Consider the following 22724-nt stretch of genomic DNA (forward strand, 5'->3'; position numbering starts at 1 on the left):
TGGCTTTTTGCGTTATCGCTTTACCCCGGTCTTCAGCCGGAGGCAATGACGTGGCGCTCGATACCACCGTAATCGGTGACGATGCGAATATCTTCCCAGGCGCCGTAGCTGCGCAGCATCTCCGCCACCTCGCGCGCCTGGCCCATGCCAAGCTCAAACGCGACGATGCGCGGCACGGCTGCAAGAAGAGGCAGCTGCTCCAGCATCTTGCGGTAAGGGGCGAGGCCGTCCTCCCCGCCGTCCAGCGCCAAATGCGGCTCGAATTCGCGCACTTCCCGCTGCAGGCCCGCCAAATCCGACTGCGGAATATAAGGCGGATTCGAAACAAGCACATCGATATGCGCGCCCCTCCAGCCGTCCGCATACGGAGCCGGGCCGTGCGAGAATCCGCTCTCTCCCTCCCCCTGCAGGAACGGTTCCAGCAGATCGCCCTGCACGAACGAAACCCGGCCGTCGACGCCGAGCCGATCTGCATTGCCGCCGGACACCGCAAGCGCGTCCGGGGAAATATCGGACGCCACCACGCGCCAGCGCGGCCTCTCGGCGGCCAGCGTCAGCGCGATGGCACCGCTGCCCGTGCCGACATCGAGCACGGTCGGCCTCCCCGACTCGAGCGGGCGGCCTACTAGCGAGCCGCCCGGCTCAGTCTGCAACCCTGAAGCTTGCGGCCACAGCCGGTCGGCCGTCTCCAGCACGGCCTCTACGAGCAGTTCCGTTTCCGGCCGCGGAATGAGCACGGCGGGCGTCACCGTAAACGGCCGCCCAAAAAACCACTGCTCGCCGATAATATACTGCGCAGGCTCGCCGGCCGCCTTGCGCTCTACCGCTGTCTCCCAGGCGTCGATCCGCTGCTGCGGCACCGGCTCCCGCCAATCGCGCAGCAGCGCCGCCCGGTTTAGGCCAAGCGCATGCAGCAGCAGCAGTTCGGCATTGGAACGCGCTTCCTCAACGCCATGCGCCGCCAAAAACGAAGAAGCCTGCACGCAGGCTTCTCCAATCGTCCAATCCGGCCGCACCTTAAAACGGTGCGCCGGTATACCGTTATCATGCTTCATCGGTCAAGCTCCCTTTATTCCGGAAATCATAGCACGGCAAAAGGCGGTATCCGGACAATAAAACCTTACGATCCGCTTAACTTAAAGCGAGGTTTTCCTTCTCCAGCAGCTCCGCTTGCTCAGCCAGCGTCAAGGAATTGATAATTTCCACCATATCGCCGTTCATAACAGCGTCCAGCTTGTGCAGCGTAAGGCCGATCCGGTGATCCGTTACCCGGCTTTGCGGGAAATTGTAAGTCCGGATCCGCTCGCTGCGGTCGCCGGTTCCGACTTTGCTTTTGCGTTCGCCGGCTATTTTCGCTTCCTCTTCCTGACGGTGAATGTCGTAGATGCGGGCGCGCAACACCTGCAGCGCCTTCGCTTTGTTATCGTTCTGCGACTTGCCGTCCTGACAGGTGGCGACAATGCCGGTCGGAACGTGCGTTACGCGCACGGCGGATTTGGTCGTATTGACCGACTGACCGCCCGCGCCGCTGGAACAAAACGTATCGATCCGAATATCCTTATCGAGAATTTCGATCTCGATATCTTCCACTTCCGGCATAACCGCCACCGTCGATGTCGACGTATGAATGCGTCCGCCAGATTCCGTAACCGGAATGCGCTGCACGCGATGCGCGCCGCTCTCGTATTTCAGCTTGCTGTAGGCTCCCTTGCCGGACACCATGAACACGACCTCTTTGAACCCGCCGAGATCATTCTCGCTCGCGTCCATCAGTTCCACCCGCCAGCCTTGGCCGTCGGCAAACTTCGTATACATCCGGTACAAATCCGAAGCGAACAGCGCAGCCTCGTCACCGCCGGCGGCGCCGCGGATTTCGACAATGACGTTCTTATCGTCATTGGGATCCTTCGGCAGCAGCAGCACGCGCACCAGTTCCTCAAGCTCATCCTTACGGCCGCTCAGCTCTTCGATTTCCATTTTTACCATTTCGCGCATCTCGTCATCGAGCTTCTCGCCCTGCATCGCTTTCGCGTCATCGAGCTGCACCAGTACTTCCTTATATTCTGTATAGGCCCCGTAAGCCTCTTGCAAATCCGACTGCTCCTTGGAATATTCCCGCAGCCGCTTCGGATCGCCGGCCACATCCGGGTCGCACAACAGCTCGCTCAGCTTCTCATAACGGTCGGCTAGCGCCTGTAAACGGTCCAACACCGCACTTCACCCCTGTAAATTAATCCATATTCGTCTTTATATTATATCATAAAACGACCGCGCCCGATAAACCGATTTTTATGGAAAAACAGCGCAGGGCACCTGCCGGTATCTATAACCGTATCTGTAGCCACTTATCCTATAACCGTTATCTATGCCCGCTATCCATGAACTCTAGCCATGACACTATCCCATGGCCTCTAGCCACAACCTCCAGCCATGACTATTAACCATGATCACTATCCATGATCACTATCCATAACCCCACTATCCATGACCACTTTCCCTAATCACTACCTATGGCCTCTATAACCCTTTTGGGTATTATCCCATTCGCTCAGAAAAATAGGACCTGTCAGGACCGACGCCGCTTCAGTAGCCGTTTTGACATCGTTTCTATCGCCCGATGGACTTCCGTGCTATCGGCGCATGGAAACATACCGTTATATAAGGTTAGTGCCGCTAGTTTGATTATCCAAGCCCTGGAGCGCTTCTCTACTAAAAGGGATTCTATCTATCTTTTGACCATACTTCAAATCAATGAGCACCGACTGCCGGCACTGTTTCAACATGCGTTACGATGATCTGCATCTTCTCACCAATTTGTACTGCATTTTGTCACCATTCAGCACCGTGCACCGTTTATACCGCATCCCCGATCTCCGTTCGATCGCCGGTTATTTGTCTTTTATCCCCGATTTCCGTTCGATCCTCAGTTTTTTGTCTTTTATCCCCGTTCTTCGTTCCGTCGTCCGTTGCTTGCCTTTCATCATCGTTCTTCGTTCCGTCGTCCGTTGCTTGCCTTTCATCATCGTTCTTCGTTCCGTCGTCCGTTATGTGAGAATCACGCGTTTACCCCATTAACGTTTACGACAAAAAAACCGTTCTTATCCTGAGGAGTCCTAATCTGATCTTGGGAGTCCTTTTCTGATCTTGAGGGGCACTTTTTTCTGCTCCTGAGGAGTCCTTTCCGATCTTGAAGGGCACTTTTCTGTTCCTAAGGAGGCCTTATCTGATCTTGAGGCCCTTTTCTGATCTTGGGAGTCCTTATCTGGTCCTGAGGAGTCCTTTTCTGAGCTAAGGGGATAATACCCAAAAGGAACCGAAACGACACGGTACCCCGTCGGACCCGTCTTCCCGAAAAGGGCCAACATGTTCAACAGTTCGACCGCCTGCAATACAAGGCATATGGCAAAAAGGCCGACCGGAGCAACCCGATCGACCAATCCAATCCTTGCGTTTATACCCGTTTACACGTTAAAGCGGAAATGCATGACGTCGCCGTCCTGCACGACATACTCTTTGCCTTCCAGACGCAGCTGGCCTCTCTCGCGCGCCGCGTTCATGGAGCCTGCGGCAACCAGATCGTCGTAAGAAACCACTTCCGCACGGATAAAGCCGCGTTCGAAGTCGGTGTGGATGACACCGGCCGCCTGCGGGGCTTTCATGCCTTTGCGGATCGTCCACGCGCGCACTTCCTGTACGCCGGCCGTAAAATAGGTGAACAGTCCGAGCAGCTTGTAAGCGCCTTTGATGAGACGGTTCAGCCCGGATTCCTGTAGCCCAAGCTCTTCGAGGAACATCGCCTTGTCTTCGCCTTCCAGCTCGGCGATTTCCGATTCCACCTTCGCGCTGATCGGCACCACTTCCGCGCCTTCGGCGGCAGCGAACTCGCGCACCTTTTGCACGTAAGGGTTATTGTCAGCATCGGCCACTTCCGACTCGCTCACGTTTGCCGCATACAGCACCGGCTTGATCGTCAGCAGATGCAAATCCCGCACAAGCAGCTTCTCGTCGTCGCTCAGCTCCACGCTGCGCGCGGGCTGGTCGTTGTAGAGCGCTTCTTTGACCCGCTCCAGCACTTCGACTTCCTGGGCGTACTTTTTGTCGCCGCCCTTCATGTTTTTGCGGGAACGGTCAATCCGTTTCTCCACGGAATCCAGATCGGCCAAAATCAGCTCCAAATTAATCGTCTGGATGTCGCTGATCGGGTCCACTTTTCCGGAGACATGGGTAATGTTCTCGTCCTGGAAACAGCGCACAACGTGCACAATGGCGTCGACCTCGCGGATATGCGCCAGAAACTTGTTGCCAAGCCCTTCGCCCTTGCTCGCACCCGCAACAAGGCCGGCAATATCGACAAACTCGAATGCGGTCGGGACGGTGCGGTTCGGCGTTACGAGCTCTGTCAGCTTGTCAAGGCGCTCGTCCGGCACTTCAACGACGCCCACGTTCGGGTCAATCGTACAAAAAGGATAGTTCGCGGACTCTGCGCCCGCCTGTGTAATCGCATTAAACAACGTCGATTTGCCCACGTTCGGCAGTCCGACAATTCCCGCTTTCAAAGCCATCTATTCAAACACTCCCCGTTAATTTCCGTTAGTTACAGTCCTTCGTCATTATACCCGAAGGGGCATGACATGGAAAGCCCGCACCTCTTAAAAATACGGCTTCATCCCATCCTAAACCGGTAATGGTGCGAGCTCCCAGCGCGCGGTGAGGCGTCGCATGACAATGGATGCCGCTCCCTAAGACGCCGGCAGCCCTTCGGTCAATTCATCAAGCAGCTCCTCGCTGGGAGGGATTACCGATGGCGCATCCCGGCCTTCTTTCGGGACCGTGACGGCAGCCTTCTCATTCCAACCGCTGTACGTCAGCACGAAGGTTTGATGCAGCTTGGACGGTTTTCCCGGCTCATATTCCACGGTCACGTCTCCTTCCGCCTTGAGCTGCAGCGGATACCCGGTTGCGCGGTCAAAGGTCAGCGAATAGGCGAGCGATTTGACGTTGATGCTGTCTTTTACTTGCTGCTCCATCTGATCGGTCCCGAGCGTACTGCGCAGCAGCTCCATCGTTAGCGCCTTGGCGTCGCTGTCGATGCCGTCGCCGTCATAAACGACCGTCGTCTTGCCGTCATCTTCATTTTCTTTTACGGAAAAATGATCGGCGTATTTCGCGATTTTCGCAAGCTCGGCGGACGGAGCCGTCTGAAAATCCGACAGCGTCTCTTTAATCTTCGGAATCTCGGAAGGATCCATCTGCGACCACTCTTTATTCGTGAGATCATGCATATAATAGCCATCCGGTGTCAGGTAGCTGACGATAGTCGATGCTTCCCCGTCCAAATCCGTCTTCGTCGTTTGCTTCATTGCGAGCGGCTTCAGCTCCATATGACCGGTGTTCGTCATGCTGAGCTTGGATGTGTCCTCTCCGGTTACCAGCACCTGCTGCAAGCTCATCGCCAAGTTAAATCCGCTGACGGCCGCGGTTGCCTGCTGCGCCCGCGCTAAAATCCGCGCCGCTTCCTCTGCGCCGTCCGCCGTCGCTGAACCGCCGTCCTTTTTGTCCGCCGGATTTGTTTTATCTACTGGCTTCGTTGAATCCGATGTATTCGGGTTATTCATAGGTGCCGTGTTTTCTTCGCCCGGCGCTTGACCTTCACTTGCCGGGGAGCATCCCGCCACGATTAGGAAGACCATCAATGCCGCAAAGACGAATAAGACAGCTGAGCCTCTTGCATTTGTGCTTCCGTTGGTACGGGGACAATCGGAAGCGGCCTTCCGCCGGTACGTCCGGTTGCCAATCATGCTGTTCCCCCCTTTTGTTCAAAAAACGTTCTTTTTCATTCCCGTATTCCGAATGCCTTCTTCTAAAGCGGTTCATACTAACGGGCGTACGGGAGGTGACAAACGGATGGAAAACAAGTCCCATCAACGTAACTATAAGGGAACGACCCACATGAATGCAAAGAACCAAGATATGGCTTTCGTTAACGATACGCTCGAAGACACCAAATCCGTCACCAATTTTACCGACGCGGATAAAAATAAAAAAACGGATGCCTCGACCCCCGGTGTTCAGCGGGAATAAACCCGCACAAAAAACGGCCGTCGTCCGCAAGCTTGCGGCGAGGCCGTTGCTCGTTCTCCAGCATGCTTGCGGACAAGGCCGTTGCTCGTTCTCCCAAAATTCAGCGCATGTCATTTATCTTGACATCCGTGCTTACATTTTTTAAGATAAAAGCAATTGCATAACATTTTGCCTTTTTCGTATATCCTTAATAATCGGGTTAAGGGTCTCTACACAGAAACCGTAAATTTCTGGCTACGAAGAATAGGCCCCTTGGGGTTTATTTTTTCGTAGCTTTTTTATGTCTCAAGAGGGCCGCGGCGAAAAATCTAATTTAGCGGCGGTGCCGCCAAGGAGGAACTTTTCGATGACGAAGCTGCTTATCCGCAATGCGCAAATCGTTACGATGAATGCGCTGGAGGACATTATTCAAGGGGATATCCGGATCGAGGACGACCGCATTGTCGAAATCGGACCGGAGCTTGAGCCTGCCGGGGACGAACAAATATTGGACGCAACCGGCCGCACCGTTATTCCCGGTTTCGTGCAGACCCACATTCATCTGTGCCAGACGCTGTTCCGGGGAAAAGGCGACGACCTGGAGCTGCTCGACTGGCTGCGTAAACGGATTTGGCCGCTGGAAGCGGCGCACGACGAGGAATCGATCTACTATTCGGCGATGCTCGGCATCGGCGAACTCATCCAAAGCGGCACGACGACGATCGTCGACATGGAGACGGTTCACCATACCGAATCGGCGTTCCGCGCCATCGAGCAGAGCGGCATCCGCGCCGTTTCCGGCAAAGTGATGATGGACCGCAAAGGCAGCGATGTGCCGCTTCCGCTGCAGGAAGAAACTGCCTCTTCCATCCAGCAAAGCGTCGATTTGCTGGAGAAGTGGCACGGCCATGACAACGGGCGCATCCAGTATGCGTTCTCGCCGCGTTTTGTCATCTCCTGTACCGAGGATCTGCTGAAGGAAGTCGCTCATTTGTCGGGCAAATACAACGTCAAGGTCCATACCCACGCTTCGGAAAACACCGGCGAAATCGAGCTGGTAGAAGCAATGACCGGCATGCGCAACATCGTCTACTTGGATCATATCGGCCTCGCCAACGAGCGGCTTATTTTGGCCCACTGCATCTGGCTGAGTGACGAGGAGAAGCGGATTATCCGGGAACGCGGCGTTCACGTCAGCCACTGTCCGGGCTCGAACCTCAAGCTCGCTTCCGGCATCGCGGACGTTCCGGAAATGCTCGATACAAGCATTTCGGTCAGCCTTGGCGCCGACGGCGCCCCGTGCAACAACAATCTCGACATGTTTAACGAAATGCGGCTGGCGGCCATCATCCAAAAGCCCGCACACGGACCGACGTGCATGGATGCCCGCAGCGTATTCCGGATGGCCACGATCGGCGGCGCAAAAGCGGTCGGCATGGCGGACGAGATCGGCAGCATCGAAACCGGCAAAAAGGCGGACCTGGCCATTCTCAACTTGAACCAGTTCCACACGTTCCCCTCCTTCGACGTCGATCCGATCTCCCGCATTGTCTACTCGGCGACAAGGGCGGATGTGGAGACGACGATTGTCGGCGGACGCATTCTGATGGACAAAGGCATCGTCCGCACCGTCGACAAAGACACCGTGCTGCGCGAAGCCGACCTCTCCATCAAACGGCTGCTGAAGCGCAGCCCGCTGCAGTAAACGAGTGACTGCGCAGCGGAAATGCGAATCAGCAAAAAAAGCAGCTTCCACTGCCGTTTGACGGCTCATCGGAAGCTGCTTTTTCATGCGCAACGTGTATGCCTTGAACGGCTTACAGTTGGTTTTGGATTTTCGTTTTCAGCGCGTCTTTGCTTTGCACGCCGACCATTTTGTCGACCGGTTGGCCGTCCTTGAACAGGATCAGCGTCGGGATGCTCATGACGCCGAATTGGGAAGCCAGTTCCGGCTCTTCGTCGACGTTGATTTTTGCGATTGTCGCTTGGCCTTCGAGCTCGGTCGAGAGCTCTTCTACGATCGGAAGCTGCATTTTGCAAGGTCCGCACCACGGAGCCCAGAAGTCTACCAGAGAAACGCCGCTTTCAACGCTTTGCGTAAAGTTGTCTTTCGTCAATGCTACTGCCATTTGAATCATCCTCTCCAAAATATAGGTTGAGCCAGGGATACCCGTCAAAGTTCCCGCTTCAGCACTGCTCACAACCGTGGATTTGCCCCAGCACGCCTGCTATTGTGATATCGGCAAAATAATTTTCCAAATGCTGCTCGGCCGAACAAAAAATATGGTTCATAACCTCCTGCATATTGGAACCGACCACACAATCGCATCCGGGATCGCCCGAGCACCAATTAGGCATCAGCGAACCCTGCGCGATAACGCGGTAAATGTCCTTCAGCGTTACGGTCGACGGATCGATCGTCAGCTTGTAGCCGCCGCCGCTCCCTTCCCGCGTCGCCACGTACCCGCTTCGTTTCAAATAGCCCATCACTTTGCGGACACGCGCCGGATTGGTACAGACATTCTCCGCAATCGCTTCGCTGGTCGCGCTGCGTTCCGGAAGATTAGCGAGCAGAACGAGACTGTGGACGGCTATCGTGAATTCACTGTTCATAACGAACGGCCACCCCGCTTCGTACTGTAATATTATCAGTTACAGTTGATTTTGTCAACAGGGCGTAAGCCATATCACAGTCATAGTTTGCGGCAAAGGCGGCAGCGTTATCCCAGCCCGTTCTTTTCGGCTTTCCTTCCTCTTTCGGAGCGGAGATTTAAAAATCGAAATTGTCCGGATCCGGACCGAAGCGCTTGTTCTGGTTCAGTCCGTCGAGCCTTGCCATATCTTCTTCGGACAAAACGAAATCGAACACATCGGCATTTTCCCGAATGCGGCTTTCCGTGACCGACTTCGGAATCGTCACAATCCCGTGCTGCAAATCCCAGCGAAGGACGATTTGGGCCGGCGATTTTTTGTATTTGGCGGCCAGCTCGGCGATTTCCGGCAAATCGAGATTGCCCTGCATGAGCGGGCTCCAAGCTTCGAACACGATGCCGTTATTTTGGCAAAACGCGACCAGCTCCGGCTGTGTCAACAGCGGGTGGTACTCCACCTGGTTCACCATCGGCTTCATTTCCGCGTCCGTGAGCAGCTCCATCATGTGGTGCGTATGGAAGTTGCAAACGCCGATCGCCCGCACGGCTCCGTCTTTGTAGAGCTTTTCCAGCGCGCGCCATGTGTCTTTGAATTTGCCGGCAACCGGCCAGTGAATCAGATATAAATCGATAATGTCGGTTTCAAGCCGCCGGCAGCTGTCCTCGTAAGCCCGAAGAGTGTTGTCGTACCCTTGGTCGTTATTCCAAACCTTCGTGGCAATAAAAATTTCATCGCGGGCAACGCCGCTTTCCGCGATCCCTTTGGCCACGCCCTCTTCGTTACCATAAGCTGCGGCTGTATCGATGCTGCGGTAGCCTGCCTTCAAAGCGAGCCTGACCGCCGTTTCAACTTCGCCGCCCGTTTTCGCTTTCCATACGCCAAGACCGAGCCACGGCATGCGCACTCCGTTGTGAAGCACCGCCGCATCATTCAAACCTTGCAGTTGAACTGTCAAAACGATCGCCTCCAGCACTTATTTTTTGCCGCTGCAGCGCCATCCAACAATTGCTTCTCCCCTATTTTACCACCGCCCGGCTTTGTCAAACCGTTTCGAAGCCAAATCCCGCGCTAGGTCCAATCGAATAGATCGAGCTGCTGCGCATCCGGCTCTTTCTTCGCTTGCGGCAAAGGAGGGACCGTCTGACCGAGCATCTCCATCATTTGACGCGCATTGAAGGCCGCGTCGCCGCCGGAGTTATTGTTGAAAATCACGTGCACCTGCTCCGACTGCTTCTCCAGCCGCCGCAGCCGCTCCACCCACTGAGCAAGCTCGTCCGCATTGTAGCGGTATAAATACCGCACCTCGCGCCAGTTCGGGCTGCCCGCGGCGTTCCACCCGCGCGCGTTGCGCCCGTGCATCCGCACGAGCGTCAGCGAGCTGTCCGTCGCCTCTTCCACAATCGGAACCGACCCTTCGCCTGCCTGCGGTTCATCGCAAACGCTGTGAATCCAGCCTTCCCGCCGCATGAAGCTCAAGGTGCGCTCCTGCATCCCATCTGCGAACCAGCTCTGATGCCGGAATTCAAGGGCGCAAGGTATTCCCTCCATTCGCTCCTTCGTTTTTCGCAACAGGTCGACATGTTCCTTGCGGCAGTCGAACCAAGGCGGATATTGAAACAAGGCGCACGCCAGCTTGCCCGCCTCCAACATTGGACCGATCGACAGCCGGAACGCCTTGTACATCTCCGCCTCATCCGCAAACGGTATGCGGCCTCTGGAATGGCCGGTCATCCCTTGGAAAGCCTTGACGACAAAACGGAACGACGGCGGTGTGTCCCCCGTCCATTTCACCATGTTGCGCTCCGGCTGGATGGCGTAGAAAGAACTGTCCACCTCTACGGTTCCGAACAGCTGGCCGTAGACGGACAGCTTGTTTTTCGCCGCCTCGCGGGTCGGATACAAATCGTCATGATCGCCCCATCCCGCCAGTCCGATCGTAATCATCGCCTCACCTCCTGCATCAATCCGGTTTCGATTTCATTGCCCGCAACCGTTGTCGGAAACGCCAAAATGCGGCATACTTGACCTATAGACGAAAACCCTCCGGGCGAAAGGAAGAGCGCACGCTATGCTTATCGAAATCTATCAGGATGTCGTCTGTCCATGGTGCCGGATCGGGAAAAAGAATCTGTTTGACGCCCTTTCCGACTGGAAAGCACGCACCGGCACAGAACCGACGATACAATACCGCGCGTATCAGCTCGATCCCAATCTCCCTCCCGAAGGTATGCCGTTCATGAAATCGATGACCCATAAGTCCGGAAGCTCCGAATCGGTGCGCCGGATGATGGAGCACGTCACGGGCGCGGGCGCCGACGTAGGGCTGACCTTCCGGTTCGACCAGGTGAGCTGGATGCCCAATACCCGGATGGCCCACCGGCTGATCGCCTTGACGCCGGAAGCGCAGCGGACGGAGCTGATCGACTCGCTGTTCCGCGCTTACTTTGAAGAAGGCGTAACGCTCTCCCGGCAGGAAGAGCTGCTCGCCATCGGCGAAGCTGCCGGCTGGCAGCGGGAGCAGTTAGCCGCACGACTAAATAACGGCGAAGGCTCCGCCGAGGTCGACGACGATCTGGAGCGGGGCAAACGGCTTGGCATCAGCGGCGTTCCGTTGTTTATTTTTAACCGCAAATACGCGCTTTCAGGCGCTTATCCCAAATCCGAGATGCTGCTCCTGCTCGACCGTTTCCATACCGATGCGTAATGATTTGTCAGCTGGGGGCGCGCTTCGCGCCCCGTCTTTGTACCCCGTTATTCATTTTCAAGGATTCGCGCAACCGTCTTCATCCTCGCATTGTTCACCAGCCTGAGTGAAAAGCCGGCTGATTATTAATGCTCGTGTCCACTGTTCCCCGTCCGGTCCGCCGGCTCGTCTTCTTTTCCGCTAAGCTCCGACGTTTTTCTTATCCAGCGGTAACCGGAACGGACGCCTTCCATGACCCAGACGGGAATGGGAAAAGGGCGTTTGGACAAAAAAGGCGTATAAATCCGTTCATAGGCCGCCTTCAGGTCATCCCACATCGTACACGGGCCTTCCTCCAAAAAATCCGACACATCGACGACGAGCCCTCTCCCTTTCGACAGCATCACATTTTTGCCGTGCACATCACGGGGGTTGAGGCCGCGCAGACGGGCATACTCGAGCGCTTCATCGATATCGGCGATAACCTGTTCGGGAATTGGGGTTCCTTCCAGCAAACAATTATAAAGCGTCTTGCCGCTTAATTTTTTCAGCAGCAGGTAATGTTTCTCCGCCGCAAAGCCTGCATGATAACAGACCGCATAAGCAGGATGATTGCCCAATTTGCCATACACTTCGCACTCCCGCTCCCAGCCCGGCCGTCCCGGCGCGTAGACCTTCACGGCGATGCCTTCCGCTTCCGGATGCTCAAACACAGCCGCGTAATTGCCCGCGCCAAGCAGCTTCCAGCCGGACGGAATATACGGCACCTCAACCGGATGACGCGGGTCGGCGCTGATCATTTCAACTTCCGGCAGAAGCGTCTGCTCCGTAAGCTTGACCGCTTCCGCCACTTTTGCTTCGTTCATCCTAACGCTCCTTTGCACATCTCGCATGCCGCTTTTTCGGCTTCAGCCGTGCTCCGCTTCTGTCTGCACCTTCATATAACGAATAATGCCCTTCCGGCCGGGAGGGCATTATCATTTTGATTTTGCAGCGGTCATCTGTAAAGAGACGTCCCGCTTGTCACCTGTTTCGGTCTCGAATTTTCGGTTTCGAAATATCCCTCTTTATACCCTATACAAGCGAGGCCAACGCTGCCACATTATTCCATTCCTGTACCGACATACGATTCAAACGGCACCGCATAACTGCAGCCGCTTCTTCAAGCGTTCCCTTTATGAAAGCGTCCGAAACCGCCCTCGCCCGTTTTGCCGGTATAACTTTCCGGTTGATCCGGATTTCGACCTTCCGGTCTTATCCTTTCGGCTTGTACATGCTGAACCGCCGTTGCAGCAGCGCCGGCAGCTTGCGGTAATTCATGCCGAGCTTGTATCCGATCAGCTTGGCCGCATTTTCAGCGACAAGTCCCGGGATTCGCAGCCATTTGCCCGTTCTTAACAGCGCCTGCGCCTGGGCGCGCACAAGCCGCGACCCTTCCTTGCCGACCGACGTATACGGCAAAATCCACTCCTGCTCGCTCATCGACGCCCCGTTGTCGAAAAACCGCTTAAACTGCTGCGCGGCCGAATAATTATGGGAATGGAGCACTTTCGCCTCCGCGTTGTAGGCGATCGCATACCCTTTCAGCACGCACCGCGCCGCCAGAAACAGGTCTTCGTTGAACCTTGTCGGCTGGACGAACCCGCCCATCTTGCGGAACATGTCCGTCCGGATCGCGGCGCACACATTGGAGCAAAAAAACGTCTTGATCCCCATCCGCTCCAGATCGGCCCGCGTCTTGCGCAGCGACCGCTCCGGATAGTTGAACTCCCGCGACATCCGCTCCAGCACATCCGCCTCCGGCCGCGCGACCTGGCGGGCGTACGCATACGCCACTTCCGGGTCTGCAAGCGAGCCGGCCAGCTCTTCCAGCAGCCGCTCGTCGCACGGGAGCGCGTCCTGCGTCATAAACAGCAGCGCATCGCCCGCCGCCTGACGCGCCGCGAAGTTGCGCGTGCCGCCGTGATCGAACGTCTCCCGCATCACCATCAGCACCTTGCAGCCGGCTGCGCGCGCCAGCTCTGCCGTTCCGTCGTCCGACGACGTATCGGCCACAATAATTTCGAAGGGCGGCAGCGATTGCGCCTTCAGCTTCTCCAGCAACAGCCCGAATTCCGGGCCCGCGTTCAAGGTTGGGATAATGACCGATAGGTTAAGCGGCTTAGCCTCGTCAATAAGCATTTTTATGAATAAGTCCTTTCACGACCGTTTTGCAAATGATTTTCAGATCAAGGAAAAAACTCCAGTTTTCGATATAAAATAAATCGTGTCTGATGCGTTCCTGAATCGATGTGTCGCCCCGCAGCCCGTTCGTCTGCGCCCAGCCCGTAATGCCCGGCCGGATATGGTGCTTGATCATATACTTCGGCACTTCCTCTTTGAACCGGTCCACGAAAAAAGGCCGCTCCGGGCGCGGTCCGACCACGCTCATCTGTCCCATCAGCACGTTGAAAAACTGCGGCAGCTCATCCAGGCTCGTGCGGCGCAGGAAAGTGCCGAACGCCGTACGGCGCGGATCGTTTTTCACCGTCCACCTCGTGTCCGCCGAATCGTCGGGCGCCACGCGCATGGAGCGGAATTTATACATCTGGAACGTTCTGCGGCCGAAACCGACGCGCTCCTGCCGGAACAGCACCGGTCCCGGGGACGTCAGCTTAATGCCGATCGCCACGAGCAGCATGATCGGCGAGAGCAGCACAATCGCCACCGCCGAGAACGCGATATCAAACGTCCGCTTCGCCAGACGGTTGCTGAGCTCATCGAGCGGCACGTCCCGGATATTAATAAGCGGCATACCCGCGAAATTATCAAAAAACGGCTTGGCCGGCAGCAAATCAAAGTAGTCGGGGATAATGAGCGTTTTGACGCCGGCTTTTTCACAGGTGGCGATAATATCCGCGTACTTCGAATACGCCTCCAGCGGCAGCGCGATAATGACCTCGTCGATCGTGCGGTTCTCGCTCAGCACCTCTTCCAAATCTTCCAGTTTGCCGACAATCGGCCGCAAATGCGTCTGTTCTTCGACGTGTTCGCTCTGATAGTCATCGAGGAACCCATAGACTTCATACCCCAAATCCGGATAGTTAAGGAGCTTGTCGTGAAAATTCCGCCCGACTTTTCCCGCGCCCAAAATAAGGACGAACCGTTTGTTGAAGCCTTTGCGCCGGAACCAGACGAGCGTCTGCTTGACCGCAAACCGGTATACGGTGAGCCCGATCAAATTCATGCCGAGGAAGAGGGCCAGAAATTCCCGTGAAATATGTACTTCCTTGCCGAAAAACAGCAGGCTGAGCAGCAGCAGGAAACTCAGACTGTGAACCTGGCATATTTTCAGAATGTCATAGGAAAACCGCTTGCGGCGCTTCGGCGTGTAAAAGCCGACATAGAACCCGATCAGCACCGCCGCAAAGGCGTACACCGTGCTCCATACGAGATAGGTAACGAATGGAACCGTGTAGTAGTGAACGAGAAGGCCGCTGTAAAACTTGATCCAGTAGGCCGCGCCGAATACGAGCAGCATGCACAGCATATCCGCCAGCACGTACAATTGCGTCAAGAAACGCTGACTTTGTCGAATCATAATGGAATCACCGCAACCCCTGTCAATTTGTTGAATCTCTCTATAATTGTAACAAATAGGCGATGCAGAACCAATAGATTTAACGTTATTTGAGAGAAAAGAATCAAAAGAAAGAACGATCGTTCAAGAGAAAAGACTCAACAGAAATTACGACCGTTCGAGAGAAAAGTTCTGCTCTTTTAAAAATAAAAGCCGACTTCGGTGAGACTTAAGCGCGAGCCTCCCCAAAATCCAAGGCCCGTTCTTTCACAAAATATGCTCGACTTTTCCAATCGATTCCTCTCCCCGATGCTAACGCAATTCTTTAAAAGCAACAAGGTTCTCCAACCAAACAAGCTTACATAAACAAAAGCGAAATCTTCGACAAACTTCTCTCTTCCGAAATCAAAAACCGATCTCTCGCAACTAAATCATGAATCTCGCAAAAAAGCCAACTCAAAGTCTCTCCTTGCAGCACCCGGTCAGTTCCTCGCGCAAGATGCGAATCCGTTGACGATTCTACTTACGGTCACAACCAGTCCATTACGATACCCGCTCAGTTTCTCGCGCGAGGTGCGACTCCGTTGACGATCTCCTACCACGGCCACGATCAGTCCATTATGGCACCCGCCCAGTTCTTCGCGCGAGATGCGACGAAGCTTGATGGCTGAATGCTACTTGTTGCCTGCCACAGCCGATAAAGCGCCACTCGTATCTTCCATCTTGCGCCGGATTTCGCGGCGTTTGCGCAGCATGTCCGGGGCCAAACACGCGATCGTAAGCCAGCATCCCAGCAGTGCGGGTTCCTTTACTAGAATATAACCCAGCTTCAGCGTTTCCGTAACCGCTATGATCGGCAGCGTCTTCCATAGATGGCGCCCCCAGCGTTCGTTTTTCAGCAGCGTAAACCAGCGGTTTTGATAGGAATGGCGGCGCACGAACAGCGGGATCGAACGGCGCCCTCCCTCTTTCCAGCCGCGGGCGTGGGAAGCGAGCGCGTCAGGCACGTAATAAGCCTTCCAGCCGAGGAGCTGCGCCCTCCAGGCGGCATCCACATCCTCCTTATAGGCAAAAAACTGCTCATCGAAAAATTGTCCGCCTACCGAGATATGCCCGATCATCGCCCTCCGGTACACCGCCGCCGCTCCGGACACGCCAAACACCTCGCCGCCCGTCATCCATCCCGCCGCCGGCTCGCCGGCTCCCGCGTCCCGCACCTGCCTTCCCGCGTCCATCACAAGCCCTGCGCTGTCCAGCAGCGCATGCTCCGGAAGCGCGGCCGGGCAGCGCTTCGCTTTCGCATCGGAGCGGATCAGCATGCCGCACGCGCTGCCCGTCTCCGGATGCCGCTCCAGAAATTCGACGAGCACGCGCACATAGTCGGGGTGCAGCCGCACATCGGGATTCAGCACGAGCGCATAGTCCGATTCCGCCGCCGCAAGCGCGCGGTTCTGCCCGCCTGCAAAACCCGTATTTTCAGCGCTGGCGATAATTTTCACCTTATCACGATCCCGGAATCGCTCCAGCTCCTGCAGCGTATCGTCCGCCGACGCGTTATCCAGCACGACGATACACTCGATCGGATAAGACTGGCGCATCACCGCTTCCAGGCAATCCACGATATCTCCCGCACTGTTATAAGTAACGATATGTACACTGACTGTCGGTGTTGAAGGGTTCATTTCCTGTTTCCTCTCCCATGCAAAAAAACACTGTTCTCAATATCTCATGATAGCTCCATTCTTCGCCTTTCGGCAACCGAATCATGATAGGCGCTCGTTAAGCCTTCAGCAGCAGATGGATCTTTCAGTCCGGCCAAAACCCGCAAAAAAAAGGCTGACGAGAACCTCTCGTTCTCACCAGCCTGCTTATCAACCTCTTTTTTCGAAACCGCTTCAAAAATTCAGCGCATCCGTCATGTGCTTTTTCACATCATACCCGAACTCGTTAAAAAATCCCGCAGCGCTTCGCGCCAGCCGCGCAAATCTTCAAAGCCATTCGCCCGGATCGCGCTGTGATCCATAACGGAATAGCGCGGTCTCGGCGCGGGTCTTGGAAACTGCTCCGTCGTGCACGGCTCCACTGTAACACTCATGCCGCTCTCTTCAAAAATCGCCTTTGCAAACTCGTACCAGGAGCAAGTGCCGCTATTAGAAGCGTGGTATATCCCATACGCCTCGCTTCCGGCCAACTCCAGCACAAACGCCGCCAAATCAGCCACATACGTCGGCGAACCGACCTGGTCGGCCACGACGCTTAGACGATCCCGCTCCTTGCCCAGCTTTAGCATCGTTTTCACGAAATTGTTGCCGTAACGGCCATACACCCACGATGTCCTGACGATAAAATAACGTTCGTGCAGCGTCTGCACCAGCTGTTCGCCCGCCAGCTTCGATTTTCCGTACACCGATAACGGATTCGTCCGGTCGTACTCGTTGTACGGCCTTGTCCCCGTGCCGTCAAAAACGTAATCCGTGCTGATAAAAATCAGCTTGGCCCCAACAGCTCGTGCGGCTACCGCCACATTGCGCGTCCCGGCGGCGTTCACCCGGTAAGCCGCATCCGGCTCCGCCTCCGCCTGATCCACCGCCGTATAAGCGGCGCAGTGAATGACCACGTCCGGCTTAAATTCCGCAAAGCACATCTTACATTGCGACAGATCGGTAATATCCAGCGTTTCCCGCACGTAGCCGCGAATGTCCAGCCCTTCGGCCTTCCATTCCGCCAGTTCCGTGCCAAGCTGTCCATTGGCTCCGGTAACCGCGATTTTTAATTTTTTTTCCATTAGGTTGCATCACGGTCTGCCGAAGCGGTATCCAGACGTTCCCCGTACTGTTTCTCAAAATAATCTTTGTAGCCGCCGCTCAGCACGCCTTCCATCCATTCGCGGTTGTCGAGATACCACTGAATTGTCTTGCGGATGCCGGATTCATAATCGTGCTGCGGGCTCCACCCGAGCTCATTGCGGATTTTATCGGCGTCAATCGCGTAGCGGCGGTCATGTCCAAGCCGGTCCTTCACGTAGGTGATCAGCGACTCCGGTTTGCCCAGCTCCGCCAATATCGTCTTCACCACATGAATATTCGTCCGCTCATTGCGGCCGCCGACATTATATACCTCACCGTTCACGCCTTTATGAATGACAAGATCAATCGCACTGCAGTGGTCCTCCACATACAGCCAATCGCGAACATTAAGTCCGTCGCCGTACACCGGCAGCGGCTTATCCTGAAGCGCGTTGTCGATCATAAGCGGAATCAGCTTTTCCGGGAACTGATACGGTCCGTAGTTGTTGGAGCAGCGCGTAATATTAACCGGCAGGCCGAACGTCTCATGATAAGCACGCACGAGCAGATCCGCGCCCGCTTTGCTTGCCGAATAAGGACTGTTCGCCGCAAGCGGCGTTTCCTCCGTGAACAGCCCCGTCTCGCCGAGTGTGCCGTACACCTCATCGGTGGACACCTGCACAAACTTCGTCACTCCATACTGCTTCGCCAGCTCCAGCAGCGTCTGGGTCCCGAGCACATTCGTTTTCACGAACACATCCGGTTCCAAAATGCTCCGGTCCACATGCGACTCCGCCGCAAAATTCGCCACCACATCGACACCCTCGGCAAAAAGCGCCTCCAGCGACGAACGGTCCGTAATATCCGCTTTCACGAAACGGTAATTGGGATGCTGCTCTACCGACTTCAAATTTTCCAGGTTGCCCGCGTATGTCAGCGCATCGATGTTAATGATCTCATAATGCGGATATTTTTCCGCCATATACAGCACAAAATTGCTGCCAATAAACCCGGCGCCGCCGGTAACAAGCAGTTTCACGATTTGCAGCTCCCCTTCTGTGAAAAATCTCCCTTAGGTGCTCGACTATTGTATCCGTTGCAGCTAATGCCTCCATTGTAATCATAGCCCTATAGCGTCGATTAGCAATTATATCCCTGCAGCGTCGATTAGCTTGTCACACCCATTGCTTTTGCAATCGTTGCCCAAGTACCATCCGCTTAGCCCCTGAAAGGTACTGTATATCCCTCTAGCTCTGCTCAGCGCTCAAGCCCCTTCAACCTTCAAACACAAAATTGATGTCCGCATCAGCCAGCACGGGATGTTTGCCGTCCTTATCCGACAGCACCGGCTTCGATACCGGCCAGTCGATTGCCAGCGCAGGATCGTCCCAAGCGATGCCGCGATCGTTCTCAGCCGAATAAAACTCATCCACCTTGTACTGCACCTCGCAGTTCGGCACAAGCGTGCAAAATCCGTGCGCAAAACCTTTCGGCACCAGCAGCTGCCGATGATTCGCCGCACTCAAAATAAACCCCTGCCACTGCCCGAACGTAGGTGATCCCCGGCGGATGTCCACCACCACGTCATAAATCGCCCCGGCTGTGCAGCGCACCAGCTTCGTTTGCGCCTTCGGATTTAATTGGTAATGCATCCCCCGCAGCACGCCCGCCTCCACCGAGAGGGAATGATTATCCTGCATGAACTTGGTTGTAATCCCATGCTCATGAAACCGCTGTTCATTATAACTTTCCGTAAAAAAACCCCGGTGATCCCCGAACACCGCCGGTTCAATCAGCTTCAGACCCGGGAGCTTTGTTTCTCTCACGTTCATTGGACCCGAACACCCGCTTTCCGCATACTTCTTTCCTGACTCATTCCGAACCGCTGCTTACAGCTTCAACTTCCCGAACTCTTCTCCGAACAAGACATTTTTAGCCAGCTCGTTCGCAAGGGTCAACGAAGCATGCGTACCTGCGTCGGTCCACCAGCCTTTCAATATATCATATGATAATTCTTTCGATGAGATATAGGCGTTGTTCACATCGGTGATTTCCAATTCCCCGCGCGCCGAAGGCTTCAGCGTCCGAACAATCTCAAATACCCGGCTGTCGTACATATAAATGCCGGTCACAGCATAGCTGCTCTTCGGCTGCTTCGGCTTTTCTTCAATGGATACAATCCGCTCTCCATCGAGTTCCGGGACACCATAACGCTGCGGATCGTGGACTTCCTGAATGAGTATTTTCGCGCCATTCCGCTGCTCGCGGAAGTTATGTACATAAGGAGCGATACTGTCAGCGAACACATTGTCCCCAAGAATGACGACCATTTGATCCCCGCATACAAACTGCTCGGCCAGGCCAAGTGCCTGCGCAATGCCTCCTGCTTCGTCCTGCACCTTGTAGGTGAACGTAACGCCGAAATCCTTCCCGCTTCCGAGCAGGCTGACTACATCGCCCATATGCTCTTTACCGGTGACAATGAGAATATCGGTAATGTCACATTCCTTCAATTTAGCGATAGAGTGAAAAATCATGGGGTATTTGCCTACTGGGAGTAGATGTTTGTTTGTCACTTTTGTTAGGGGGTAGAGACGCGAACCTGTACCTCCTGCGAGAATAATCCCTTTCATAATACTACCTCTCTCTTTTTAAGATAAGTAAATGAAATGCAGTAGAGACTTTTGGCCAAAAACCTATTTTAAAAAATTCGTATCGGAAAGCAATCTTCATTCTAAGAAACCAGTTCTGCTTACTAATATTTACATAGTCATAAAGAATTTGTTTATGGGCTGAGCTTAGTTTTTTATGATAATTTTTCAACAAAGCATTCGCCTGTTTAATTGTGCGTTGAAATATTTGATTCCTGTCCTTTAGACTGGCAAGCTTCAACAATAACGATAAGTTCGTATATTTCTTGGCCCCGATATGATTTTTCGAATGCTGTCTATATAAAATGCTGCTCTCTGAAATACCTTCAATTTTCCCAAAAACTCCGGCAATCAGCGCAATCCACCAATCATGCATCATTGCATCCACAGGTATCGGTAAACAATGATTCTTTAACGCCTTGTTAATCAATACCGTACAACCGGTGACGTGGTTCTGAACGAGCATTTGTTCTAGTCTGACAGAATTAATATTTAGTCTCTGATAATCCCAATAGGAGTCCGATATAAGTTCTAGATTCTCATTAACTACTGTCAAATCAGTATGAATAAGGACAGGTTGGTCTTGGTTACTTTCAGTTTGTTTCATCTTCTGATATGCTTGCTCAACCTTTTTGGGTAACCAGACATCGTCCTGGTCGCAAAACATAATATAATCTGAATCAGAATACTCCATTAATCCGGCGAAACTTTGGCTTGCTCCTAACCGAACGCTCCCAGTATCCACAAACTTGAACTTTTTTGGGTACGTACTGCTATACGATTCTATTATTCTTAACGTTTCATCAGTAGATCCGTCGTCTCTGATTAGCACCTTCCAATTGTCGTATGTTTGGTTCAAAATCGAATCAAGCTGCTGTTGTAAGTATTCTCCACCATTATAAGTAGAAAGTAAAATATCGATGGTAGGATTTATATGGTTCGAATTCATGGTTTCTTTGACGATAGGAAGCAATGTTTTTCAATTTCTTCCCATAAGTATAGATCCCGTTCAATATCATTCTCAGTAAGTTCGCTTCCCGATTGGATTTCAATAATTTCCAGGTCAGTTAGAGCTTTTATACTATGTTTTTTTCCAGCTGGAATTTGAATGAAGAAATCCTCTTCGACAAAAGAAGATACACCGTCTACTACTAAAACTCCTTTTCCACATGTAACTGTCCAAACTTCATTTCTGTTTTGATGAGAATGGTAGCTTAAATTCATTCCCTCTTTAATCTGAATTTTTTTTGTCAATATTTCTTTTCCATTCAACTGCTTGGAATAATCTAAAATTTTATAATGCCCCCATCTTCTCTCTTCATACATTGGCCGGCTATAATGGTTTTTCATAACTTCTTTAATTCTCGGACTTGCTTCCTTATCCGTAACCAATAAACCATCCGGACTTGCCGCAACAACCATATTCGATACTCCAATTACAGCAATCGGGATGTCCAATTCATTTATAACATGGGTATTCGTGCACTCTTCTGAAAGAATGACATTACCAATTTTTTGAGTGTCCATTTCTTCCGTCAATGTATTCCAAGTACCTAAGTCTTTCCAATTCCCATCAAATTCAGTAACTACAATTTTTTCCGCTTTCTCTACCACTTGATAATCAAAACTAATTTTAGGTAAATCCGAGTAATGATTTTTTAAATGCCCATATTTTAGTGGAAGATCTAACCGATCCAAAGCATTTATTATGTATTCCAATCTAAATGCAAATACACCGCAGTTCCATAGAGCGCCTTGGGAGATTAGTTCGCTAGCTACCCTTTCAGAGGGTTTTTCTACAAAACGGTCTACTAAACTATAGTTCTCTTCGGAACAAGATCTTAGAGGTACAATATAGCCGTATTTTTCCGAAGGAAGTACCGGTTTGACACCGATAAGAGCAAGCTCGGCCTTAGATAGATCTAAAATATGCTCTAATTCCGAAACTTTGGAAAAAAACTCACTTTCAACATAAGGATCAACCGGCATAACAATAACCGTTTCATCTAACGATACCTGCTCTTTTTCATATAAAAAAAGGGCTGACAAAGCAATAGCCGGAAAGGTATCCCGTGTTTCCGGTTCAACGATAATCGAAATGTCGTTTCCCAGTTGGCTTTGAATCGTTTCGTATTGCCCTTTGCTAGTTGTGACATAGGAATCTTTAGCGAGACCATTTTGCTTCAACTGCCTCAGCACCCGCTGAACCATAGATTCATAATTCCCAGAATCGGACTTCAAAATTTTCAGAAATTGTTTGGAACGAGAGTCATTTGATAGAGGCCACAAACGTTTACCGGACCCACCGGATAATAATATTATTTTCATTATTC

At 53.3% G+C, this 22724-nt stretch carries 21 protein-coding genes and 1 riboswitch; of the genes, 3 read left to right on the plus strand and 18 right to left on the minus strand.

The features are described from left to right. Positions 1 to 32: 32 nt before the first annotated feature. The 4 genes from prmC to VN24_RS08370 form a co-directional block, all read right to left on the minus strand. The gene (gene prmC / locus VN24_RS08355; protein WP_045670015.1) at positions 33 to 1055 is read right to left on the minus strand and encodes a peptide chain release factor N(5)-glutamine methyltransferase; all 1023 of its coding nucleotides are present in this window, start codon (positions 1053 to 1055) and stop codon (positions 33 to 35) included. Between the two features lie 76 nt (positions 1056 to 1131). Next, positions 1132 to 2211, minus strand: a complete 1080-nt coding sequence (prfA, locus tag VN24_RS08360) for a peptide chain release factor 1 (protein WP_045670016.1) — start codon at positions 2209 to 2211, stop codon at positions 1132 to 1134. A 1250-nt stretch (positions 2212 to 3461) separates the two neighbouring features. Continuing rightward, on the minus strand, positions 3462 to 4562 hold the full coding sequence (ychF, locus tag VN24_RS08365; protein ID WP_045670017.1) for a redox-regulated ATPase YchF: 1101 nt from the start codon (positions 4560 to 4562) through the stop codon (positions 3462 to 3464). Between the two features lie 177 nt (positions 4563 to 4739). After that, entirely contained in the window at positions 4740 to 5798 is a 1059-nt protein-coding gene (locus tag VN24_RS08370; protein WP_045670018.1) for a DUF6612 family protein, read from the minus strand. 106 nt (positions 5799 to 5904) lie between these two features. On the opposite strand from VN24_RS08370, the gene VN24_RS27810 reads away from it, so the two are divergent. Together VN24_RS27810 and VN24_RS08375 are read left to right on the plus strand one after the other, a co-directional pair. Further along, positions 5905 to 6081: a hypothetical protein gene (locus VN24_RS27810; protein ID WP_169751043.1), complete on the plus strand. Its 177-nt coding sequence runs from the start codon at positions 5905 to 5907 to the stop codon at positions 6079 to 6081. Positions 6082 to 6238: 157 nt separating this feature from the next. Next, positions 6239 to 6338: riboswitch (purine riboswitch) on the plus strand. 89 nt (positions 6339 to 6427) lie between these two features. Next, positions 6428 to 7765, plus strand: a complete 1338-nt coding sequence (locus VN24_RS08375) for a 5'-deoxyadenosine deaminase (RefSeq protein ID WP_045670019.1) — start codon at positions 6428 to 6430, stop codon at positions 7763 to 7765. A gap of 112 nt (positions 7766 to 7877) precedes the next feature. Here the strand turns inward: VN24_RS08375 and trxA are convergent, their stop codons facing one another. The 4 genes from trxA to VN24_RS08395 form a co-directional block, all read right to left on the minus strand. After that, positions 7878 to 8189, minus strand: coding sequence for a thioredoxin (gene trxA / locus VN24_RS08380; RefSeq protein ID WP_045670020.1), 312 nt, complete (start codon positions 8187 to 8189; stop codon positions 7878 to 7880). A gap of 58 nt (positions 8190 to 8247) precedes the next feature. Then, on the minus strand, positions 8248 to 8673 hold the full coding sequence (locus VN24_RS08385) for an RrF2 family transcriptional regulator (RefSeq protein ID WP_045670021.1): 426 nt from the start codon (positions 8671 to 8673) through the stop codon (positions 8248 to 8250). A gap of 157 nt (positions 8674 to 8830) precedes the next feature. Continuing rightward, a complete protein-coding gene (locus VN24_RS08390) occupies positions 8831 to 9610 on the minus strand; it encodes an aldo/keto reductase (RefSeq protein ID WP_082084199.1) in 780 nt (259 codons plus the stop codon). 170 nt (positions 9611 to 9780) lie between these two features. Beyond that, positions 9781 to 10656, minus strand: coding sequence for a DUF72 domain-containing protein (locus VN24_RS08395; protein WP_045670022.1), 876 nt, complete (start codon positions 10654 to 10656; stop codon positions 9781 to 9783). Positions 10657 to 10780: 124 nt separating this feature from the next. Between VN24_RS08395 and VN24_RS08400 the strand changes: the two genes are divergently transcribed. Then, positions 10781 to 11416 (plus strand): DsbA family oxidoreductase, encoded by a 636-nt coding sequence (locus VN24_RS08400; RefSeq protein WP_045670023.1) that lies wholly within the window; start codon positions 10781 to 10783, stop codon positions 11414 to 11416. 125 nt (positions 11417 to 11541) lie between these two features. Here the strand turns inward: VN24_RS08400 and VN24_RS08405 are convergent, their stop codons facing one another. The 10 genes from VN24_RS08405 to VN24_RS08450 all read right to left on the minus strand — a co-directional run bounded on the left by VN24_RS08405 (position 11542) and on the right by VN24_RS08450 (position 22719). Further along, entirely contained in the window at positions 11542 to 12261 is a 720-nt protein-coding gene (locus VN24_RS08405; protein WP_045670024.1) for a serine/threonine-protein kinase, read from the minus strand. A gap of 388 nt (positions 12262 to 12649) precedes the next feature. Then, positions 12650 to 13576 carry a glycosyltransferase family 2 protein gene (locus tag VN24_RS08410; protein WP_045670025.1) on the minus strand — a complete coding sequence of 309 codons (927 nt, stop codon included), beginning with the start codon at positions 13574 to 13576 and terminating at the stop codon, positions 12650 to 12652. After that, positions 13566 to 14975 carry an undecaprenyl-phosphate glucose phosphotransferase gene (locus tag VN24_RS08415; protein WP_045670026.1) on the minus strand — a complete coding sequence of 470 codons (1410 nt, stop codon included), beginning with the start codon at positions 14973 to 14975 and terminating at the stop codon, positions 13566 to 13568. Before VN24_RS08415 ends, VN24_RS08410 begins: the two co-directional genes overlap by 11 nt. A gap of 653 nt (positions 14976 to 15628) precedes the next feature. After that, the gene (locus VN24_RS08420) at positions 15629 to 16636 is read right to left on the minus strand and encodes a glycosyltransferase family 2 protein (RefSeq protein WP_045670027.1); all 1008 of its coding nucleotides are present in this window, start codon (positions 16634 to 16636) and stop codon (positions 15629 to 15631) included. Positions 16637 to 16881: 245 nt separating this feature from the next. After that, entirely contained in the window at positions 16882 to 17739 is an 858-nt protein-coding gene (gene rfbD, locus VN24_RS08425; RefSeq protein ID WP_045670028.1) for a dTDP-4-dehydrorhamnose reductase, read from the minus strand. Beyond that, a complete protein-coding gene (rfbB, locus tag VN24_RS08430; protein WP_045670029.1) occupies positions 17739 to 18779 on the minus strand; it encodes a dTDP-glucose 4,6-dehydratase in 1041 nt (346 codons plus the stop codon). The genes rfbD and rfbB overlap by 1 nt, the downstream gene beginning before the upstream one ends. A gap of 235 nt (positions 18780 to 19014) precedes the next feature. Continuing rightward, the gene (gene rfbC / locus VN24_RS08435) at positions 19015 to 19572 is read right to left on the minus strand and encodes a dTDP-4-dehydrorhamnose 3,5-epimerase (RefSeq protein WP_045670030.1); all 558 of its coding nucleotides are present in this window, start codon (positions 19570 to 19572) and stop codon (positions 19015 to 19017) included. A gap of 57 nt (positions 19573 to 19629) precedes the next feature. After that, positions 19630 to 20373: a sugar phosphate nucleotidyltransferase gene (locus tag VN24_RS08440; protein ID WP_045670031.1), complete on the minus strand. Its 744-nt coding sequence runs from the start codon at positions 20371 to 20373 to the stop codon at positions 19630 to 19632. Between the two features lie 4 nt (positions 20374 to 20377). Then, the gene (locus VN24_RS08445; protein ID WP_052702863.1) at positions 20378 to 21364 is read right to left on the minus strand and encodes a glycosyltransferase family 2 protein; all 987 of its coding nucleotides are present in this window, start codon (positions 21362 to 21364) and stop codon (positions 20378 to 20380) included. After that, complete coding sequence (locus VN24_RS08450) at positions 21337 to 22719, minus strand: sugar phosphate nucleotidyltransferase (RefSeq protein ID WP_045670032.1); 1383 nt, start codon at positions 22717 to 22719, stop codon at positions 21337 to 21339. The genes VN24_RS08445 and VN24_RS08450 overlap by 28 nt, the downstream gene beginning before the upstream one ends. Between the last annotated feature and the right edge of the window lie 5 nt (positions 22720 to 22724).

Origin of the sequence: Paenibacillus beijingensis, assembly GCF_000961095.1 — a bacterium.
Classification (GTDB): Bacteria; Bacillota; Bacilli; order Paenibacillales; family Paenibacillaceae; genus Paenibacillus_O; species Paenibacillus_O beijingensis.